The 19,630-nt window shown below is 66.3% G+C and carries 18 protein-coding genes and 1 riboswitch; of the genes, 7 read left to right on the top strand and 11 right to left on the bottom strand.

From position 1 onward, the window contains the following. The 5 genes from ACWPOC_RS21525 to ACWPOC_RS21545 form a co-directional block, all read left to right on the top strand. The coding region (locus ACWPOC_RS21525; protein WP_455409300.1) for an alternate-type signal peptide domain-containing protein at nt 1-546 on the top strand (546 nt) is incomplete at its 5' end. A 4-nt stretch (nt 547-550) separates the two neighbouring features. Next, nucleotides 551-1,096 carry a hypothetical protein gene (locus ACWPOC_RS21530; protein WP_120280172.1) on the top strand — a complete coding sequence of 182 codons (546 nt, stop codon included), beginning with the start codon at nt 551-553 and terminating at the stop codon, nt 1,094-1,096. Continuing rightward, nucleotides 1,093-1,683 (top strand): signal peptidase I, encoded by a 591-nt coding sequence (locus tag ACWPOC_RS21535; RefSeq protein ID WP_120280173.1) that lies wholly within the window; start codon nt 1,093-1,095, stop codon nt 1,681-1,683. Before ACWPOC_RS21530 ends, ACWPOC_RS21535 begins: the two co-directional genes overlap by 4 nt. Further along, nucleotides 1,670-2,302 (top strand): TasA family protein, encoded by a 633-nt coding sequence (locus tag ACWPOC_RS21540; RefSeq protein WP_455409301.1) that lies wholly within the window; start codon nt 1,670-1,672, stop codon nt 2,300-2,302. The genes ACWPOC_RS21535 and ACWPOC_RS21540 overlap by 14 nt, the downstream gene beginning before the upstream one ends. A 58-nt stretch (nt 2,303-2,360) precedes the next feature. Continuing rightward, a complete protein-coding gene (locus tag ACWPOC_RS21545) occupies nt 2,361-4,250 on the top strand; it encodes a S24/S26 family peptidase (RefSeq protein WP_147414365.1) in 1,890 nt (629 codons plus the stop codon). Between the two features lie 23 nt (nt 4,251-4,273). Here the strand turns inward: ACWPOC_RS21545 and ACWPOC_RS21550 are convergent, their stop codons facing one another. The 10 genes from ACWPOC_RS21550 to ACWPOC_RS21595 all read right to left on the bottom strand — a co-directional run bounded on the left by ACWPOC_RS21550 (nt 4,274) and on the right by ACWPOC_RS21595 (nt 14,465). Further along, nucleotides 4,274-6,214 carry a hypothetical protein gene (locus ACWPOC_RS21550; RefSeq protein WP_120280176.1) on the bottom strand — a complete coding sequence of 647 codons (1,941 nt, stop codon included), beginning with the start codon at nt 6,212-6,214 and terminating at the stop codon, nt 4,274-4,276. Continuing rightward, nucleotides 6,211-6,786 carry a signal peptidase I gene (locus ACWPOC_RS21555; protein WP_120280177.1) on the bottom strand — a complete coding sequence of 192 codons (576 nt, stop codon included), beginning with the start codon at nt 6,784-6,786 and terminating at the stop codon, nt 6,211-6,213. The genes ACWPOC_RS21550 and ACWPOC_RS21555 overlap by 4 nt, the downstream gene beginning before the upstream one ends. Nucleotides 6,787-6,868: 82 nt before the next feature. Further along, on the bottom strand, nt 6,869-7,528 hold the full coding sequence (locus ACWPOC_RS21560; protein ID WP_120280178.1) for a SipW-dependent-type signal peptide-containing protein: 660 nt from the start codon (nt 7,526-7,528) through the stop codon (nt 6,869-6,871). Nucleotides 7,529-7,949: 421 nt separating this feature from the next. Beyond that, nucleotides 7,950-9,296, bottom strand: a complete 1,347-nt coding sequence (cobU, locus tag ACWPOC_RS21565; RefSeq protein ID WP_120280179.1) for a bifunctional adenosylcobinamide kinase/adenosylcobinamide-phosphate guanylyltransferase — start codon at nt 9,294-9,296, stop codon at nt 7,950-7,952. After that, complete coding sequence (locus tag ACWPOC_RS21570; protein WP_106201393.1) at nt 9,296-10,108, bottom strand: ABC transporter ATP-binding protein; 813 nt, start codon at nt 10,106-10,108, stop codon at nt 9,296-9,298. Before ACWPOC_RS21570 ends, cobU begins: the two co-directional genes overlap by 1 nt. Continuing rightward, nucleotides 10,105-11,067, bottom strand: a complete 963-nt coding sequence (locus tag ACWPOC_RS21575) for a FecCD family ABC transporter permease (protein WP_225623838.1) — start codon at nt 11,065-11,067, stop codon at nt 10,105-10,107. Before ACWPOC_RS21575 ends, ACWPOC_RS21570 begins: the two co-directional genes overlap by 4 nt. Before the next feature lie 107 nt (nt 11,068-11,174). Further along, nucleotides 11,175-12,080 (bottom strand): ABC transporter substrate-binding protein, encoded by a 906-nt coding sequence (locus ACWPOC_RS21580; RefSeq protein ID WP_183070554.1) that lies wholly within the window; start codon nt 12,078-12,080, stop codon nt 11,175-11,177. Between the two features lie 81 nt (nt 12,081-12,161). Then, nucleotides 12,162-12,277, bottom strand: a riboswitch (cobalamin riboswitch). A gap of 40 nt (nt 12,278-12,317) precedes the next feature. Continuing rightward, nucleotides 12,318-13,541 carry an O-succinylhomoserine sulfhydrylase gene (locus ACWPOC_RS21585; protein WP_085469169.1) on the bottom strand — a complete coding sequence of 408 codons (1,224 nt, stop codon included), beginning with the start codon at nt 13,539-13,541 and terminating at the stop codon, nt 12,318-12,320. Next, nucleotides 13,538-13,948: a rhodanese-like domain-containing protein gene (locus tag ACWPOC_RS21590; protein ID WP_172415055.1), complete on the bottom strand. Its 411-nt coding sequence runs from the start codon at nt 13,946-13,948 to the stop codon at nt 13,538-13,540. Before ACWPOC_RS21590 ends, ACWPOC_RS21585 begins: the two co-directional genes overlap by 4 nt. A 70-nt stretch (nt 13,949-14,018) precedes the next feature. Further along, the gene (locus ACWPOC_RS21595) at nt 14,019-14,465 is read right to left on the bottom strand and encodes an Rv0361 family membrane protein (RefSeq protein ID WP_006552930.1); all 447 of its coding nucleotides are present in this window, start codon (nt 14,463-14,465) and stop codon (nt 14,019-14,021) included. A 292-nt stretch (nt 14,466-14,757) separates the two neighbouring features. Between ACWPOC_RS21595 and ACWPOC_RS21600 the strand changes: the two genes are divergently transcribed. Next, nucleotides 14,758-16,155, top strand: a complete 1,398-nt coding sequence (locus ACWPOC_RS21600) for an FAD-dependent oxidoreductase (protein WP_120280180.1) — start codon at nt 14,758-14,760, stop codon at nt 16,153-16,155. Nucleotides 16,156-16,262: 107 nt separating this feature from the next. Here ACWPOC_RS21600 and ACWPOC_RS21605 read toward each other — a convergent pair whose 3' ends face one another. Continuing rightward, on the bottom strand, nt 16,263-16,745 hold the full coding sequence (locus ACWPOC_RS21605) for a DUF456 domain-containing protein (RefSeq protein ID WP_455409302.1): 483 nt from the start codon (nt 16,743-16,745) through the stop codon (nt 16,263-16,265). A gap of 107 nt (nt 16,746-16,852) precedes the next feature. Between ACWPOC_RS21605 and ACWPOC_RS21610 the strand changes: the two genes are divergently transcribed. Continuing rightward, nucleotides 16,853-19,630, top strand: a complete 2,778-nt coding sequence (locus tag ACWPOC_RS21610) for a vitamin B12-dependent ribonucleotide reductase (RefSeq protein ID WP_455409303.1) — start codon at nt 16,853-16,855, stop codon at nt 19,628-19,630.

Genomic DNA, 19,630 nt, shown 5'->3' on the forward strand with positions numbered 1-19,630 from the left:
GCTGATGCACCGTCTGGGTCGGGTCCCGCCGCTCGAGTTCGAGACTGCGTATTACGCTGCTCTCGGTGCCGACCAGTCGGCCGCACACAGGTAACCGCAGTGTGCACTAAGCCCGGGGCGGTTCAGTGCGCCGGTGGCGGCACATGGACCGATGTCGGGAACGGCGGCACAGCGATCGCCGACATCTCGTCGTTCCGGATCGTTCCGGGTGACACGGTCCGCTACACCTGCGACTCGACACTCACCGCCGAGGGCGACAACCTGGAGGCGACACTCACGGCGAATCTGAACGATGTGACGGGCAGCGCCGATCTCCGAAATGCGCTCACCACCACCATCGACGGCGAGTACGCCGGCCAATCGTTCACCGGTGGCAGTGACGGCATTCAGGTCACTGCAAACAGTGGTGCTGCCCAGCCGATCTCGGTCGACGTCACCATCGCGTTCGACCCGGCCACGTCGGGGACGACCGGGCAAGGTCAGACCGTGGATCTGGGCAACCTGAGCCTGAATCTGCAACAAAACACGAACCCCGCTCCCGCGTGAGGACATGAAGCGGGGATCGATCTGGATCGCCGCAGTCGCGTCGGTTCTGCTGCTGACCGTCTGGTCCACGCAGCAGACCGGCGCACTGTGGCGCGACAGCACACAGTTCAGGGGCGGGACGATCACCTCGGGAAGCCTGACCATTCTGGCCCAGGGTTCCCAGGACTACTCGTGGTCGAACTTCGGTGGTACCAACCTGGCGCAGGGGTCCGTGGTGCAACAACCGTTGACGGTCAGTGTCCAGGGTGACGCCGAAGCGCGCTATCGCCTGCAGGCGGTGCGACAGAGTTCGGCCCAGCTGCCGATTGCGGTGACGGCTTGGATCGTTCGGTCGGTCGACGCATGTCCGACATCGTCGGGTGCACCGGTCGGTGCGCCGACCGCGACCACCGGGGGGCCTTGGACCGTCTTCCCTGCACCGGGCGACGGACGGTCGGCTGCGCCGGGCACCACCGAGGTGTGGTGCCTTCGGGCGACCGTCGGGACCGCAGCAGAACAAGGACGATCGACGACACTGGCGCTCGAATTCCGAGTGGAGCAACAACTATGACCGATTCCCAGGACAAGGACGAGAACACAGGACCACTGTGGTGGATCGGCTCCATGTTCACCTGGGCCCTGCTGTTCGCCATGCTAGGTCTACTGACAGTGACCATCCTGATCCCTGCCGTCGCCGGGGGCGAACGCTTCACCGTGCTGACCGGATCGATGGACCCCACCTACCCGCCAGGCACGCTCATCGTCGTAAAGCATGTCGAATCCGACGAGCTCGCGATCGGAATGCCTGTGACATACCAGTTGAGGTCGGGTGATCCCACCGTGGTGACACACCGGATCATCGCATCCACGCAATCCGCGAAGGGAGGGCGCACCTACATCACCCAAGGCGACGCCAACAACGTTCCCGACGAGAAACCCGTCCTCTACGAACAGATTCGAGGACGTGTCTGGTATTCGATCCCCTATCTCGGCTACGTGAACAACTGGCTGACGGGACAGCAACGTTCGTGGACCGTCGGAATCGTTGCGATCGCACTGTTCGGCTACGCCGCGATCCTGTTCGCAGGTGGGATCCGTGACAGCAGGCGAGAGAAGGCAACAGCGCGAGCGGGTGGAGTGGACGATGCAACGCGATGACGTCGTCGATCGCATCGCAGCGTGCCGACGAAGCACACATTCGTTCTTCACGGTCCGGGTGCGCGCTCTGCTCACGCTTGGAACGATCCTTGCCCTCGGCACGGCGGGAACGTTTGCCGCGTGGGCGAATTCTGCAGTGGCCACGGGTACTTTCAGCACCGGCACGATCGATCTCCGCGCGAACGACACGAAGTCCTTCACGTTCTCGGCTCTGAGTATGACGGGAATGTTGCCCGGTGAAAGCCAGGCTGCGAGCCTGCAGGTCCAGAACACTCGATCGACGATGGATGTCACCTACACGGTGAATGTCACGACCCCTGCGGGAAGTCCCGCGCTCGCGAACAACCTTCAGCTCCGAGCCTTCAGCGGCGGAACCCCATCGAATGCCACCACCGGGGGTCTGCGCACAGGGTCGTGCACCGGCTCCCAGATAGGGCAGACGACTCTCGCGGCGGGGAGCTCCGCGCCCATTGTCACGTCACCCCGTCCGCTCGCTGCGTCCACCGGTACGGAGACCTTGTGCGTGGTCGTCACGCTCCCCACTACGACGCCGCTCACGACTCAGAATCAGAGCGTGCCGGCCCTGGTGTTCACTTTCGCCGCACAAACGACCGTGTGAGGTGGCAATGTTCGTACATGTCCGCGACGAACCGCCACCACGTCGATGGCGGAATGCCGTGCTCACGGTCGGCGCCGTGATCGGCGGTCTATGCATCCTCGCGACGGTTGCGTCGGTTCTGTTCGGCCTGACCCCCCTGATCTTTCGATCGGGCTCCATGTCGCCCGCGATTCCTTCCGGTTCCCTTGCGATCGCGCGAACCTTGCCGGCGTCGGAGTTGCGCATCGGTGACGTGGTGAGCGTGATCAACGACCAAGGCAGCCGTATCACCCACCGAATCGTGGACGTCGAGTCCTTCGCCGGAAATACAGCGCTCCTCCGGTTACAGGGGGACGCAAACCCTGAGCCGGATCCTCGAAGTTACGGAGTGAGCTCGGCCGAACGCGTGCTCTTCCATGTCGACGGACTCGGTTACGTCGCCGCGTGGCTTCGAACCGTGCCCGGACTGATAATGCTGGCAATTCTCGCGGCCGCGCTCATCCGGATTGCGGTGCGTCCTGATGCGCCACTGCTCGGCAGCATTCGCACCCCCGCAACTCCTCTGGTCGTCCTGATTGCTGTCTCCGCCGTCGGCCTCGCACATACGCCCGGGACCTACGCGGCGTTCACCGACAGCGCGACCGCGCGCAGTGGTGCGTTCGCGTCGAAGGCCGAGTACGTACCGCGAGTTGCAGGGACTGTCGGTTGCACCAGCAAGATCATTCTCGATCAGTCCGACCCGGTCACTTTGACCTGGACGCATCTCGGGTCGCCCTATCGGTACCGGATCATCCTGCGAGATCTGGACGGTCGCGTCTGGCGCACCGTAGACATCACCGATGTCACCGCCGCGACAGGCGGCACCATCTCATACGACCTGTTCGGCACAGGTCTTCCTCGCCGCAGCGTCATCTGGCAGTACAACGCGGAAGTACACACGATGTTGCCGGGAGGGATGGTATCGGCAGCGTGGAGGGGCCGCCTCGTATCCCAGCCTGCCTCTGTGATCAGCCACAACCAGGACCTCAACTGCAGTCCGAGCGGAGAACGTGACGGGACCCCGGCTTATGTTGCGCCACCTGCTTCTGTTGCGTGTTCCACGAACGGCACAGGGAGCGCCGCCGCAGCAACATTGACATGGCCTCACATCGGCACGGGTGTCACTTACCAGGTCACCGTTCGCAATCCGTCGGACGGCAATATCGCTTACACCACCACGGTAACCACCACACCGACGACCGCCGGGCAACCCGTCACCGTCGGGATCGCCCGGACCAACCTCGACACCGCGCTCATCACCGCGAATACCGCTGACGCCGAGATCCGATCCCTCCAAGGAGGTTCGTATTCCACGGGTTTCGTGGCATACAGGCTCAACACTACGTCTACAACGGGACTCACCTGCTCGGCACCCACGATGGGAGCACGCTCATTGCCGCAATCCTCTGCTTCCACCACGACATCGACGCCCTCCCCGACCGCAAGTGCGGGGACATCGACTCCCCTCGGTCCGACGACCACCGAGGGGAGTCCCAGCTCTTCCGCGTCACCGACCGGAACCGCAGAAACGGAAGTTGCCTCCGCTCTCCGCTCACCATCCGGCCTGTACTTCGCTCGTCTCGTCCGATCCGAAGCCGGAACGTATGCGGTCATCACTGCTGCGATGGGTGGCGAGGAGTACCGCACGAGCGCCTCGGCGAGTGACGCAATCACCTGGGCGGCCGATTCGGATGAGCTACGCATCACCGGGAGTTCGGGGGCATGGGTGATCAGTAAGGCGTCGGGCTCGTGGGTGAAGAGTGCAGTGGTCGATCCGGTCCCGGCTGCGCCGCCCGCGCCTGTTCCTTCACCCACCGACGGACCTGCTCCTGCACCGGTTCCCGAGGAGACGCCGGCCGAACTTGCGCCGACCTCCCCGAGCGACGATGCTCCTGTGGGCGAGCCGGCCGACGACGAATCGGAAGGCTGATGCGAAGATCGCAGGTCTGAGCGTTACTCATCGACGGTCGACGAGTAATCCTCCTCCGTGGTCGCCGGTTCGGATTCCGACTCGGTCATCTCCGCGCTGTCGTCCGGGACTGGCGGTGTGGTGGTGACGACGGGCTCCGGTCGGGTTTCCGGCGCAGGTAGCGAGAAGATCCATCCCGCTGTTCCGTCCGGCCGCAACATCACGGCGGTTCCATCGTTCGTCACGTCGAAGGTAACCCAGCCCGAGTAGGTACTCGCAGGATCGAATGTCGCCGGTAGCGACGCGCCTGCATCGCACTCCCCGCTCGGCGAGCCGACCGACGCCGTGCCACCGTCGGCGAGGACTTCCCGGAAGTCGGACGCGCGCAACCCCTTCAGATGGTCCGAACCGTCCGAAGTCGTCACACTCAACCGCACAGCGACGCATCCGGGAGTCCTCGATATGCGTTCCACGGTTACGCTCCCCAGGTCGTGATCGTCCGTCGTGACGATCGAGAACGGAGACGACATTCCGGCGCGCGTCGGGATGGTAGGTCCGCTCGGGGTGGGTGCCAGGGATAGCGTCGGAATTGGTGCTACAGCGGGATCATTCTCGAGTGGTTCGTCATCGGGCGTCGACGTACCAGCCCCGGCTGTGACGTCCCCATCGCCACGACCCGGCCACGGGGTGGCGTCTACATCCCTTTCGGTTCCGTTGTCTTCGAGCGACGGAATGATCTCGACTGTCTCGACAGGCGAAGTCGAGTCCGGCTCTGTAGCACTACCGTTCTCGCGACGTTCGTCGAGATCGCCGTCCGTGTCGATTTTCGTCCGATCCGGGTCGACGGTCTTGTCACCAGAGGTCACGGGTTGCTTCTCGGCCTCACCGACGACACCTTCGTCGAACAGTGAATCGATCGGAGACTGCAGGCTCTCGTCGCCGCCGCATGCGGCAGATTGTGGTCCAGATGCAGGTTCGTCGTCACTGGCCTGGATCTCGGCGACCACGCGACCCTCGGCGAGAGGTTCTTTGTCCGGTTGCTCATCGTTCAAATCGGCCACGCACGACGGAGCGTCCTGCTGCGTCGTCATCATTGCTGCCAGCGCGGAGATCGACGGCTTCACTTCTGCCCAGCGAATCGGCGCATCGGTTCCGATACCACATTCCGCATACGCGAGGACCATGTCCAGTTCCCACTTCTCGTCGTGCGAGATTTTTCCGGTACTTGTCATCGCGAGGCGAAGCTCTGACGACGCGCTCGTAGAAGTCTGAGTCTTCGTCCAGGTCAACTGCGCATCGTAGTCGTAGCCGAAGCCGCTTCGGGTCTGACGGGTGGATTTGGAGTTGTTCGGGCCTGGATCGGACGGAAAGGGAAGCTTTTCGGTATTTCCCATTCCGGCCAGCACGACACCGCCGAAGATCGAGTTGATTCCGCCTGCCACCGGTGGACCCCCGATCGGACAAGATGCAGTTGTCGAAACCACGTCCGCCGAGCCGAATCGCGCGAGGTCGATGCCGCCGGAGGTCGTCTCCACGAGTAGGCCTCTGGCTGCGGCAGCCGCGAAGACGACCGAGGATCCGGTGCTTTGGCCATTCGTGCATGGGACAGTAACCAAGCTCGCGTAGACCGCACACGATGCACCTTCGATCTCCACCGGCAACAGGAGACCAAGCGTGCCGCCGACGCTGTTCTGGTTGCCGAATCGCACATCGGCGTAGGCCGGCGCCTGCCCCGGTTCACGGGTGGTTGCCAGTCCGCTGCGCACACTCGATCCGACCGGGCGGGACATGGAGTACTTGGCAGCCACGGCACGGGCGTATCCCTTTCCATAAGCGCCGGGAACGTCGAACTTCGCCGACCCGGAGACCCGATCGTTCCAGTTCGCAAGAGTCTGACCCGCGAAGCCCGAATTGGAAGCGAGCAGACCGATGACTCCGAGTACACCGACCAAAGCGACGAGCGCGCGCAGCGACTTGCTGTTCATCGTCGACCGCGTCTCACGTCGTCGGGTTCACGGCCGGCCTGCCGGCCGTCGTCCTCGGACTCCCGCGGCCAGAATGCCCACAGCACGAGTGCCGCGGCGGCAAGCGTCAGACCTCCCAGCACCCAGGGGTCGGAGAACCACACGATCACCGCGGCAGCACCCGGGACCGACCACAGGACCTTCCGTACCTCGGTCACACGATACGGACCCGGGTCGGGGTTGGGGTTTGCGTCGCCCTGCATCTCGATGAGCGCCTCGCCCGCCCGCTGCGGGTGAACCGCGATGACGCGGTGGGTCACCGGCAGCTCTCCCTCCTCGCGATCGACGGTGACGATGTCGCCCACCGCGATCTCGTCCGCCGAGATGCGTTGCACGACAGACATGGAGCCTTGGGGAATCGTCGGAGACATCGAGCCCGTCTTGAACAGGATCAACGAGATGTCGAAGGCAAACGCGGCGGTCACGAGCCCGATGCACACAACTCCTCCTGCTGCGAGCAGGTTGAGGAGAGCGTTCTCGACTCGGGACCACAGCGAGCGGCGAGGCTTCGTCGGTTCGTGGAGGACGTGCACAGTTTCGGCCGTTTCTGTAAGGAGAAGGAGACGGGACTCGTCGACTCGACACCGGACGGTCGAGTCGACGAGTCGATTTGCATCACGGGGTCGGGTTCGCGGGTTCCGTGCTCGCAGCCTTGAACTCCCAGTTCACCGACGTCGAGTACTTTCCTTCGTTCGCGGTACCGAGCTGGCCGGGGGTGGTTCCGGCGGGCAAGGTCACGGCGAAGCAGAGCCAGTGCTCGTTCTTGGCGGGTATGGCGATCGGGGCGGTGATTGCGGCGCTGCCGACTTTTCCACTTGTGCGGGTGGTGCCGTTCACCGCTGCTGCATCGCACGCGGTCGACGAGCCTGCGATGGAGGCGACCTTCAGGTCGAGCACGCCAGCGAGCGCTGCATTCGTCGCATTCTGTGCAGCCGGCATGGTGATGTTCGCACCGAGACTTTCGGACACCACCCGCAGACCCACCTTCGCGTAGACGGTGTCGCCGGGCACGAGAGCGGATGCATTCACGCCGAAGTTGAAGGATCCAGCGGCGTTCGCAGTGACGAACTCGTTCCAGCCGTCCGAGGCCCCGGTGAAGTTGCCTTGCACGTTCCAGCTGTTGGCGCCGGTACCGAACTCGGCCTTACCCCACACAGAGTCGTTCCACGCAGCGAGGGTCACTGCCGCACCCACGCCGAGAACGAGGCCGGAGGCCAGGATCGCGCGGACCTTGCGACGCTTCTGTGCCTTGTTGTCGGCGTTGTCGATCGTCATGACTCACTCCTCTGGGCAATCTGCGTGCCCGCTCGTGTCGCTTGTCGCCCCCCGGCCCTTGGCCCTCCCCGAATCAGGCATGGGGCTACCGCACGACCGAATATCGAATTTCGATCGAGTGGGGTTCTGCGGGTTATTGCTGGTTTGTTTTCCGTCCGTTGGATCGGACTTACTCGGAAGTATGTTACCGGCAGGTAGTCAAACTCAAGATCTGTGACACAGATCATCCTGGACGGTCTTCTTTAACGTTTCCCCAGATCACACACAGTAGTTGAAGATTCACCCATGGTTTCACCCGCAGAACCTGGACAATCGTCCAATTCAGGGCGATCGACCGACTACCTGAAACAGAAGTCCCTAAACGGACATTGAAGACAATAATTCCATCGCTGGAATTATGTGTTACGAGAAAGCACAGGAATTAATTCGACTTCAGAGAAATGGGAATTCCGGCCACTACAAGAATCGCCGACTCACTGGCCTCGGCAACCCGCGCGTTGAGCCGACCCAGCATGTCGCGGAACAACCGCCCCGACGCGCTCGCCGGCACCACACCGCTGCCCACCTCGTTGCTGACGGCGACCACGGGAACCTTCGCCTGCCGCCACGCATCGAGGAGGTCGTCGATGTCGGCGTCGACCGCAGCGGAATTGCCTGTGTTCCATACGTCATGGAGGTCGAGTCGCGCCGTGAGCCAGGTTCCGAGACAGTCGACGAGCAGAGGTTCGTCGGCGTCCCGCAGCACCTTCGCCACGTCCGAGGTCTCGATCGTCGACCACGAGTCCGGTCGCCTCTCCCGGTGCAGCGCAACGCGTTCCGCCCACTCGGTGTCGCCCTCGCGCGTCCCGCCGGTGGCGACGTAGGTGACGGACGGATACGACGCGAGCAGTTCCTCGGCGTGCCGCGACTTGCCCGACCGCACTCCCCCGAGTACCAATGTCCGACGCGGCACGAGCGGAGCTTCTTCACCCACGTGGACCACCTCACCGTCACGGCCCGGACGAGCGTTCAACTGCTGCAGCCGATTCCGCAGTTCGTCGATGGTCGGATTGTGGTGGCCCAGATGCACCGCGACCACGTCGGTGTTCTCGGTGACGGCACCGACACCGCGCAGACCATCCACCATCGCCCCGAATCCCGGGAGGCCGAGGTGGCCTTCGGACAGTTCGGAACGGTCGCCGAAGGTCTCCTCGAGGAAGACCGCGTCGAACCGGGCGTCGCGCACGGTCTCGAACCACTCGGTGGGCCACATCCCGGTGTCGCACGCCCACAGCAACCGCGACCCGCCGGGACCCGTCACGTCGTACAGCACCGCATCTCCGTCGCGGAACACCATGTGCTGCGCGGGAAGAACGCGCACCGCGTAGTCGCCGACGGTGAGCGCGTCCCCCACTTCGACCGGCACGAAACGCACCGGGTCGTCCGGCCCCACCCACGGTCGGCAGGTGTCGAGCGCGTCGGCCGGACCGATCACGTCGAGTTCGACACCGGCGGCGACCCATGATCGGAACAACAGCGCCTGCGGGCCGAGGTGGTCGGCGTGGGCGTGCGTCAGGAGGATGTGCCGCACCTTCGCCAGCGACCTGCCGTGCCGCACGGCCGCGCGGGGCGCCTCGGGACCGCAGTCGAGCATCAGCACGTCGTCGACGAGTGCCGCGGTCTGTCCGCGGATCTCACCGCGACGCGCGGCGTCCGCACAGGATGCGCACGTGCAGAACGGATTCGGCCACCCGTCCGCCGCACCGGTCCCCAGGAGTACGACCTCCATCAGCAGTCCTTCGTGCTGTCGCGGAGCGGGAGTACGGCGCGACCCGCCGGGCGGTCGAGGATCTCGACGCGGGCGCCGTAGACCTGTGCGATGCGGTCGGCGGTGAGCACGTCATCGGGGGCTCCGTCGGCGACGACGTGCCCGCGATCGAGGAGCACGAGCCGTTCCCCGTACTGCGCGGCGGAGGTCAGATCGTGCATCGCGGCGATGACGGTGAGGTCGCCTTCGGTGCGCATCGAGTCGACGAGTTCGAGTACCTGCTGCTGGTGCCCGATGTCGAGTGCGCTCGTGGGTTCGTCGAGAAGCAGCACCCGCGGTTGCTGGGCGAGAGCGCGTGCCAGCACGACGCGCTGCAGCTCACCGCCGGACAGTTCGGTCGCGAGGCGCGGAGCGAACGCTTCGAGCTCGAGCCGTTCGACGACGCGGTCCACCACCTCGCGGTCGTGTGCGGTCTCGGAACCGAAGCGCGGGATGTGCGGGGTGCGGCCGAGGTGGATCAGTTCCCGGACGGTCACGCCTTCCGGCACCACCGGGCGTTGCGGCATCAGCGCCACCGCGCGTGCCATGTCCCGACGTCCGGCACGCCCCGGCGCGATGTCGGCGACCTGCAGGTGACCGGTGGCCGGCACGAGCCCGGCGAGGACGTGGAGAAGAGTGGTCTTGCCCGACCCGTTGGGTCCGACCAGCGACACCCACGATCCCGCGGTGACGTTCAGGTCGACCCCGTGCAGCACCTCGACGCCACCGCGCTCGGCGCTGAGTTGCCGGCACGAGACCGTCATGGTCGGGGTGGTGAGAACATCGCTTTTCATCGGACACCTCGGCTCCGTCTGAGCACGACGAGGAAGAAGGGCGCCCCGATCGCCGCGGTGACGACACCGATCGGCAGTTCGGCGGGCGACATGACGGTGCGGGCCAGGACGTCCGCGAGGACGAGGAAGGACGCACCCACCAGCAGCGACAGCGGCAGCAGGAGACGGTGGCCCGGTCCGACGAGCAGCCGGACCGCATGCGGAACGACGATGCCGACGAACCCGATGAGGCCGCTGGCCGAGACCACCGCGGCAGTCCCGAGGGTCGCGACGCACACGAGCAGCAGTCGCACGCGCGCCGGGTTGATCCCGAGGCTCGCGGCTTCGACGTCGCCGACGGCCATGACATCGAGTGTGCGCCGATGCAGCGCGATGATTGCGACGGTGACCACGACGTACGGCAGGACCACGACGACGTCGGACCAGCCGTCGGTGGACAGGCGGCCGAGCATCCACGAGTACACCTGCCGCAGGGTGTCGTCGTGCAGCTGCATGAAGAACGTCTGGATCGCGTTGGCGAAGGCCGCGACGGCGACACCGGCGAGGATGATGACGACTTCCGAGCGGCTGCCACCGACGGTGCGGCCGAGCGAGTACGTCGCGCCGACGGCGAGCAGCCCCCCGGCGAAAGCCGCGATCGGAACGCCTGCGAAGCCGGCGGCGCCGCCCACGACGATGGCGAGGGTGGCACCGAGACCGGCGCCGCTGGAGACCCCGAGGAGATAGGGGTCGGCGAGCGGATTGCGGAAGACCCCCTGGTAGGCCGCACCGGCGATGGCCAGCATCGCACCGACCAGCACCCCGAGCACGACGCGCGGCATCCGGATGTTCCACAGGATCGCCTGCTGGCGAGTGCTCAAGCCGGAGTCGACGTCGACGAGCGGCAGGCGGTCGGCGATGTCGAGCAGCACCCCGCCCGGGGTGAGACCGGCGGGCCCGACGAGGATCCCGACCAGCATCGCGGCGAACAGGGCGAGCACCGCGCCGGTGAGCACGAGCACGTTGCGCTGCAGTACCCGCGCACCACCGGGTGGCAGTGCGCGGGTGTTGCCTCGCGACAGGGAGATCAAGGCGTGGGCTGGGCCGCGGGGATGGCGCTGACGATCCGAGCGACCTCACGCATCAGGTCCACGACGCGCGGCCCCCAGCGACTCGCGATGTCCTCGTCGAGGACGTAGACATGGCCGTCCCGGACGGCGGTGAGCTCGCCCCATCCGGCTCGCTCCGCGACGATCTCGGGCGTGACGCCACAGCACTGTCCGTCGGCCAGGAAGATCACGTCGGGGTTCTGTTCGAGGACGTACTCGGCGGACAACTGCGGGTAACCGTTGTCGCCTGTCGCGATCGAGGTCAGACCCAGCATCGAGAAGATCTCGCCGATGTAGGTGTCGTCGGTGACGGAGTAGAAGGTGTTGTCGAGCTCGTGGTAGTAGGTGAGCGGGGTCTCCCGCTCGGGGAGCCCGGCAAGGATCTCGTCGATGTCCGTCTTCATCTGCGCGACGAGCTCGGCGGCGTCGCCGACGTGTCCGGTGACGGCTCCCAGCTGCTCGATCTGGGCGTAGGTGTCGTCGAGGTTCTCGGCCGCCGGAAGGATCAGCGTCTCGACACCGGCCTGCTCGAGCCCGGCGACGAGATCAGCGGTGTCGGCGTTGGCGACGACGAGGTCGGGTTCGTATCCGAGGATCGCCTCGACGTTCGGGGTGTACCCCGACAGGTCGGTGACGGGCGCGTCGGTCGGGTAATCGGACCGGTCGTCGACCGCGACGACCTGATCACCGGCACCGACGGCGTAGAGCATCTCCGTGCTGGTGGGGCTCAACGACACGATGGCCTGGGGGACGTCCGCGGAGGTGGTGTCGGTGTCACCGGACGGTGACGAATCGTCGCTGCTCGAGCATCCTGCGGCGAGGAGCGCGAAGGCGGTCAGTCCGGCGGCGAGCAGCCGTCGGTGATTGTCGAGGGGCACAGCCATCCTCCGTTGTTCGGAGGACGAAAACAGTACGGCTGCAACGGTGCGGTTGCGGCACGTCACCGTCCTTCGTCCGAGGACCAGTACGTACGGACCCTCCGCGCCGGCTGACCTGGCTCACCCGGAAGTCGGGCTCACAGTTGCGGGACAGCGCCGGATTCTCACCGGCTTCACCGAAAACGCAGCGGGTGCCCTACCGGATCGGCAGGACACCCGCAGCGTAGCTCACGGCGTCCCAGGTCAGGACAGCGCCTGCTGGAGATCCTCGAGCAGGTCCTCGGGATCCTCGAGGCCCACGGACAGTCGCACCACACCGTCGGACAGACCGATCGCGGCCCGGCCCTCCGGTCCCATCGCCCGGTGGGTGGTGGTCGCCGGGTGGGTGATGAGCGACTTGGAGTCGCCGAGATTGTTGGAGATGTCGACGATGCGCAGCTTGTTCAGCAGTTCGAAGGCACGCTTCTTGCCCTCGCCCTCGGGGGCGTCGAGCTCGAACGTGATGATCGTGCCGCCGCCGCTCATCTGCGACTTCGCGAGTTCGTACTGGGGGTGCGATTCGAGGTACGGGTACTTGACCCAGCGCACGGCATCCTGCGTTTCGAGGAACTGCGCGATGCGCAGCGCCGAATCGACGGAGGCGCGCAACCGCACCGGCATGGTCTCGAGGCCCTTGAGCAGCGTCCACGCGTTGAACGGGCTCAACGACGGCCCGGTGTGGCGGATGAGCTGCTGCACGGGCCCGTCGATGTAGTCCTCGGGACCGAGGATCGCTCCGCCGAGCACGCGGCCTTGGCCGTCGATGTGCTTGGTGCCCGAGTAGACGACGATGTCGGCACCGAGATCGATGCTGCGCTGCAGCAGCGGGGTGGCGAAGACGTTGTCCAGCACCACCTTCGCGCCCGCCGCGTGCGCCATCTCGGAGACGCGTCGCACGTCGACGAGGGTCTGCATCGGGTTCGACGGGGTCTCGAAGAAGACCGCCGTGGTGGGCACCGACAGCGCCTTCTCCCACTGGTCGAGGTCCTCGCCGTCGACGAACACCGTCTCGACACCCCAGCGAGGCAGGATCTCGTTGCACACGACGAAGCACGAACCGAAGAGGCTGCGTGCCGCGACGAGGCGGTCGCCCTTGCCGAGCAGCGCGGCGAGCGCGGTGAACACCGCGGACATGCCGGACGCGGTGGCGTAGGCACCCCCGGCACCGTCGAGCAGGCGCAAGCGCTCCTCGAACATCTTCACCGTGGGATTGCCGTAGCGGGAGTAGACGAAGTGGTCGACGTCGCCGGTGAAGGCGGCTTCGGCGGCCTCGGCCGACTCGTAGACGAACCCGGAGTTGAGGTAGAGCGCCTCGGAGGTCTCCTCGAAGCCGGATCGGAGCAGGCCGCCGCGCACGCCGAGCGTGGCGGGGCGAACGGTGTCGGGCAGTGCCTTGTCGAACGCGCCGCCCTGGGGGATGGAACTCACGACTGCCTCCACGGCAGGCCCGCGGCCCGCCAGCCCTCGGCACCGCGATGGCCTTCGCCGTCGAGAGCGCCTTCGAATCCTTCGAGAACGTTGTAGGCGGGGGTCAGGCCCGCAGCGGTGGCGGCCGTGGCCGCTCCGATGGAGCGCTGCCCCGAGCGACACAGGAAGATCACCGGTCCGCCGCCGATACCCGCTGCCCTCAGGTCCTCGACGAAGCTCGGGTTGGGGGCGCCGTCGGGGTAACGAACCCACTCGACGAACACGGTCCGGCGACCGAGCGACGAGGTCTCGGGGACCCCGACGTATTTCCACTCGGCTTCGGTACGCACATCGACGAGCACGGCATCCGGATCACCTTGCAGCAGGTCCCATGCCTGCTGCGGCGTTATATCACCTGCGTAGCTCACCCGGACATGTTTTCACAGGTCGGGCTGTGACGTACACGCGGGCACCGCTTCGTATACGCGCGGCGACGCGTCAGAACCGGCAGATCCGCCACACGTCGTCGATGCGGACGACCTGCCACGTCTCGGTTTGCGTCTCCCCGTCGAGGCCGGTCCGGACGTCGACGGTGGCCCGATCGCCGTCCACGGCAATGTTCTGCGTGGCCTGCAGCTCCACCCGTCCCTCGACGTCCGCGAGCGGCGCTTCTTCGGCGGGCAGATCGCTGCAGCGCAGCCGGTCGAGGATCGGTCCGTCGTTCTCGTTGTGCGCGGAGACGTAGTCGGTGACGGCACGACGGACCATCTCGTCCTCGGTGAGGTCGTCGCCCGCCGGGGAGAAGAGCTGTGCACCGAAGACGACGAGGACGAGAACCACCAGGACGGCGAGGGCTCCGAGGAAAGGCCCTATGCTGCTACTGGTGGGACCGTCGGGATCCGGGCCGGGATCGGGTTCGGGTTCGGGGGCTCCGCGCTTGGCCATGCGCCCGATCCTAATGGGCGCAAGGTCGCGGCTCGTCACGGCCGCATTTGCCCTAAAAACCCTCTCGAGGTAGGAATTGTGGCATGGCCACCACGCAGCTCGTTCGACGCCTCGCCGTCGACCTGTGTCGTATGGGTGCCCACATGTGTTGTCGCTGAAGCGATTCGCTCGACGGCTCGATTCATCCTCCTTCGCCGTCATCCCCGCGCGACCTGCGCCGAGCCCACTGAGGGCAGCCTTAATTTAAGCTGGATATGTCCGTCCGCACACCGAAGAGGTAGTTGATCCCCTGATGACCGATCAGACTCGTCCCCTTCGCGTCGCGATCGTCGGTGCCGGCCCTGCCGGTATCTACGCCGCCGACGCACTCATGAAGTCCGACACTGCGCAGGATCCCGGGGTCAGCATCGACCTGTTCGAGCGCATGCCGGCGCCGTTCGGTCTGATCCGCTACGGTGTCGCGCCCGACCACCCGCGCATCAAGGGCATCATCACCGCCCTGCACAAGGTGCTCGACAAGCCGCAGATCCGCCTGCTCGGCAATCTCGACTACGGCAGCGACTTCAACCTCGACGACCTGCAGCGTTTCTACGATGCGGTGATCTTCTCGACCGGCGCGAACGCGGACCGCGCGCTGAACATCCCCGGCATCGACCTCGACGGCAGCTACGGTGCCGCCGACTTCGTGTCCTGGTACGACGGGCACCCCGACGTGCCGCGCAGCTGGCCGCTCGAGGCCGAGAAGGTCGCCGTCCTCGGTGTCGGCAATGTCGCGCTCGACGTCGCCCGGGTGCTCGCCAAGACCGGCGACGAGCTGCTGCCGACGGAGATCCCGCCGAACGTCTACGAGGGCCTGAAGAACAACAAGGCCGTCGAGGTGCACGTCTTCGGGCGCCGCGGTCCGGCGCAGGCCAAGTTCACGCCGCTCGAGCTGCGCGAACTCGACCACTCCCCGACCATCGAGGTCATCGTCGACCCGGAGGACATCGACTACGACGAGGGCTCCGAGCAGGCGCGGCGTAACTCCAAGCAGGTCGACATGGTCGCCAACACCCTGCAGGACTGGGCGATCCGCGATGTGGGCAACCGCCCGCACAAGCTGTTCCTGCACTTCTTCGAGTCCCCGCACGAGATCCTCGGTGAGGACGGCAAGGTCGTCGGTCTGCGCACCGAGCGCACCGAGCTCGACGGCACCGGCAACGTGCGCGGCACCGGCACGTTCCGTGACTGGGAGGTCCAGGCGGTCTACCGCGCGGTCGGTTACCTGTCGCAGAACATCGCCAAGCTGCCCTTCGACGAGCAGGCCGGCACCGTGCCGAACGAGGCCGGGCGGGTGCTCGCCGACGAGACCGCCGAGGGCCCGGACCGGTTCATGCCGCACACCTACGTCACCGGCTGGATCAAGCGCGGTCCCGTGGGCCTGATCGGTCACACCAAGGGCGATGCGAACGAGACCGTCGCGAATCTGCTCGAGGACCGGGCCGCCGGTCGTCTGAACACCCCCGAGGATCCGTCCGAGGACGCGATCGTGAAATTCCTCGAGGACAAGCAGCTGCCGTACACCACCTGGCAGGGCTGGTACCGCCTCGACGCGCACGAGCGCAGCCTCGGCGAGGCCGAGGGCCGCGAGCGCGTGAAGGTCGTCGAGCGCGAGGACATGTTCCGCGCCAGCGAGCCACACAAGGCCTGATCCGCGTCCGAGGTGATCAGCGCCTGACCTGTACGAATGAGGAGGGATCCATCCGCACGGATGGGTCCCTCCTCGCATTCCGGGTCTGCTCGGCTTTCCGGGTGCGCTCAGGTGAACAGGACGGCGCCCAGCCATACCGACGCCGCGACGAGCCCACCGAACAGTTCGACGAGGATCGACAACGCGACCGCCTTGGTCGCCGCGACCGTCGAGATCCACGCGTCGCGGTGGGTGCGGTGCCGCTGCACCTCCGACAGGTACATGCCGAGCAGGAAGCCCAGGAACAGCCCGACGACGGGGACGACGAAGAATCCGACGATGCCGAGCAGGCCGGCGAGGATCAACGAGCGGTTCGGCACCCCGGCCTGCTGCAGTCGCTTGCCGGGCCAGGTGTACTTCACGATGCCGGTGACCAGCAGCGCCACCGTCGCCACGCCCAGCACGATCCATGCGGTGGTGCCTCCCGTGAAGAACGCCCACACGGCGATCGCGCCGAAGATCAGCAGGACGCCGGGCAGGATCGGCAGCACGATCCCGAGCAGGCCCACGAGGATCGCCAGCCCGACGAGCAGTTCGCCGCCGGCACTCACGGCGCCACCGGGCGGGTCGAGCGGGCGGAAGACAGCGGAGTACCGGGACGCAGTGGCAGCATGGTGGGACTATATGTGCCACCGGTCCACGCCCCCGGGAGGACGCGATGAGCAGTACCAGGCCTCACAGCAGCCCGAAGAGTGCATCGGACGCCGCATCGCCCGCGGTGCGCGGCGACGTCCGGTACTTCACGACGCCCGGTGTCGATCCCGCCGAGACGGTGGAGTGGCAGCGACGCGACGCGCGGATCGTCCATCACGGCACCGGCCGTGTCGTCTTCGAGCAGACGGACGTGGAGTTCCCCGCCTTCTGGTCGCAGAACGCCACCGACATCGTCACGCAGAAGTACTTCCGCGGGCAGCTCGGGCATCCCGATCGTGAGCACTCGCTGCGCGACGTGATCGCGCGCATCGTCGACACGATCACGGCGTGGGGGCACACCGACGGTCATCTCGACGATCCGGAGGCGTTCGCCGCCGAGCTGACCTATCTGCTGATCCACCAGCGGGCCTCGTTCAACAGTCCCGTCTGGTTCAACATCGGGGTGCCGAACACTCCGCAGCAGGCCAGCGCGTGTTTCATCCTGTCGGTCGACGACAGCATCGACTCGATCCTCGAGTGGTACCGGCAGGAAGCGGTGATCTTCAAGGGCGGGTCGGGTGCCGGGGTGAACCTCTCCCGGATCCGCTCGTCGGCCGAACCACTGACCGGTGGCGGAAGCGCGTCGGGTCCGGTGAGCTTCATGCGCGGCGCCGACGCGTCGGCCGGCACCATCAAGTCCGGCGGCAAGACCCGGCGGGCCGCGAAGATGGTGATCCTCGACGTCGACCATCCCGACATCGAGGAGTTCGTCGACTGCAAGGCGATCGAGGAACGCAAGGCGCGGGTGCTCGCCGAGGCCGGTTTCGACATGGGTCTCGACGGCACCGACATCCATTCGGTGCAGTACCAGAACGCGAACAACTCGGTGCGCGTGACCGACGAGTTCATGCACGCGGTGGTGGCCGACGCCGAGTGGCCGCTGCGTACCGTGACGACCGGCGAGACGGTCCGGACGGTCCGCGCGCGAGAGTTGTTGCAGCGCATCGCCGCCGCCACCTGGGAGTGCGCCGACCCGGGCATCCAGTACGACACGACGATCAATGCCTGGCACACCGCCTCGGCGACCGGCCGGATCAACGCGTCGAATCCCTGCTCGGAGTACATGCATCTCGACGATTCGGCCTGCAACCTCGCGAGCCTGAATCTGCTCACCTTCCTGCGCGAGGACGGCACCTTCGACGTCGACGGTTTCCGTCACGCCGTGGCGGTGATGCTCACCGCGCAGGAGATCCTCGTCGGCCGCGCCGACTACCCCACCGAGCGGATCGGTGAGACGTCGCGGCGGTTCCGGCAGCTCGGGCTCGGTTACGCCAATCTCGGTGCGCTGCTCATGGCTTCGGGTCTGCCCTACGACAGCGAGGCCGGACGCGCGACGGCTGCGGCGATCACCGCCCTGATGACCGGTCACGCCTACGCCGTGTCGGCGGACATGGCACGGCGTCTCGGACCGTTCGACGGGTTCGACGAGAACCGCGCGCCGATGCTCGACGTGCTGGGCAAGCATCGCGGTGCGCTCGACGACATCGACGCCGACCTCGCGCCGGCCGACGTGCTCGATGCGGCACGACAGGCGTGGGACCGCGCAGTGACCGACGGCACCGCCCACGGCGTGCGCAACAGCCAGGTCAGTGTGCTCGCGCCGACCGGCACGATCGGGCTCGCGATGGATTGCGACACCACCGGGATCGAACCGGATCTCGCGTTGGTGAAGACCAAGAAGCTCGTCGGCGGCGGCAGCCTCACGATCGTCAATCGCAGTGTGCCGCGCGCACTGTCGCGTCTGGGTTACGGCCCGTCGGAGGTCGCCGACATCGTGGCGCACCTCGATCTGCACCACGATCTCGCCGGTGCGCCACACGTGCGCGACGAGCACGCACCGGTGTTCGCGACCTCCATGGGCGACAACGTCATCTCGCCGCGCGGCCACGTCGCGATGATGGCCGCGGTACAGCCCTTCCTGTCGGGTGCGATCTCCAAGACGGTGAACCTGCCCGAGTCCGCGACCGTCGACGACATCGCCGACATGTACGTCGACGCGTGGCGCCTCGGCGTGAAGGCGCTCGCGATCTACCGTGACAACTGCAAACTGGGACAACCGTTGTCGACGTCGTCGCGTCCTGCCGTCGCAGAAGCGGCAGCTCCGTCCGCGGCGCCTCGTCGTGAGCGACTCCCGCGCACCCGTAATTCGCGGACGTTCGAGTTCCGGGTGGCCGATTGCAAGGGCTTCTTCACGATCGGCGAGTACGACGACGGGCGCCCCGGCGAGATGTTCCTGCGCGTGTCGAAGCAGGGCTCGACACTGGCCGGCATCATGGATGCCTTCTCGATGTCGGTCAGTTACGGTCTGCAGTACGGGGTTCCGTTGCGCACCTTCGTCCGGGCCTTCACGAGTACACGCTTCGAACCGGCCGGGATCACCGACGATCCGGATCTGCGGATCGCCACGTCGATCCTCGACTACATCTTCCGGCGACTCGCGGTCGACTATCTCGAGCCCGACGAGCGAGCGGAGCTGGGCATCCTCACCGTCGCCGAACGTTCGGTGCCCGACACCCCGACGCTCACGCCGTACACGAGCACGCCGCCGGTGCGTGAGCCCGATCCACCGACGCCCGCGCCTCACAACACGAGCGGTGCGAGCACGTCCTCCCCGGGTGGTCTCGCCGCTCCGTCGCCGTCGAATCCGGACGCGCCGTACTGCATGCAGTGCGGAGTGAAGATGCAGCGGGCCGGGTCGTGCCATGCGTGTCCGTCCTGTGGGAACACCAGCGGCTGCAGCTGA

The organism is Rhodococcus sp. 5G237, assembly GCF_053764735.1.

Excerpts from the sequence above, each read along its gene's own strand:
- ACWPOC_RS21530 (WP_120280172.1), top strand. The coding sequence starts at position 551 with ATGAAGCGGGGATCGATCTGGATCGCCGCAGTCGCGTCGGTTCTGCTG.
- ACWPOC_RS21535 (WP_120280173.1), top strand. The coding sequence starts at position 1,093 with ATGACCGATTCCCAGGACAAGGACGAGAACACAGGACCACTGTGGTGG.
- ACWPOC_RS21540 (WP_455409301.1), top strand. The coding sequence starts at position 1,670 with ATGCAACGCGATGACGTCGTCGATCGCATCGCAGCGTGCCGACGAAGC.
- ACWPOC_RS21550 (WP_120280176.1), bottom strand. The coding sequence starts at position 6,214 with ATGAACAGCAAGTCGCTGCGCGCGCTCGTCGCTTTGGTCGGTGTACTC.
- ACWPOC_RS21560 (WP_120280178.1), bottom strand. The coding sequence starts at position 7,528 with ATGACGATCGACAACGCCGACAACAAGGCACAGAAGCGTCGCAAGGTC.
- cobU (WP_120280179.1), bottom strand. The coding sequence starts at position 9,296 with ATGGAGGTCGTACTCCTGGGGACCGGTGCGGCGGACGGGTGGCCGAAT.
- ACWPOC_RS21570 (WP_106201393.1), bottom strand. The coding sequence starts at position 10,108 with ATGAAAAGCGATGTTCTCACCACCCCGACCATGACGGTCTCGTGCCGG.
- ACWPOC_RS21575 (WP_225623838.1), bottom strand. The coding sequence starts at position 11,067 with ATGCTGGTCGGGATCCTCGTCGGGCCCGCCGGTCTCACCCCGGGCGGG.
- ACWPOC_RS21580 (WP_183070554.1), bottom strand. The coding sequence starts at position 12,080 with ATGGCTGTGCCCCTCGACAATCACCGACGGCTGCTCGCCGCCGGACTG.
- ACWPOC_RS21595 (WP_006552930.1), bottom strand. The coding sequence starts at position 14,465 with ATGGCCAAGCGCGGAGCCCCCGAACCCGAACCCGATCCCGGCCCGGAT.
- ACWPOC_RS21600 (WP_120280180.1), top strand. The coding sequence starts at position 14,758 with ATGACCGATCAGACTCGTCCCCTTCGCGTCGCGATCGTCGGTGCCGGC.
- ACWPOC_RS21610 (WP_455409303.1), top strand. The coding sequence starts at position 16,853 with ATGAGCAGTACCAGGCCTCACAGCAGCCCGAAGAGTGCATCGGACGCC.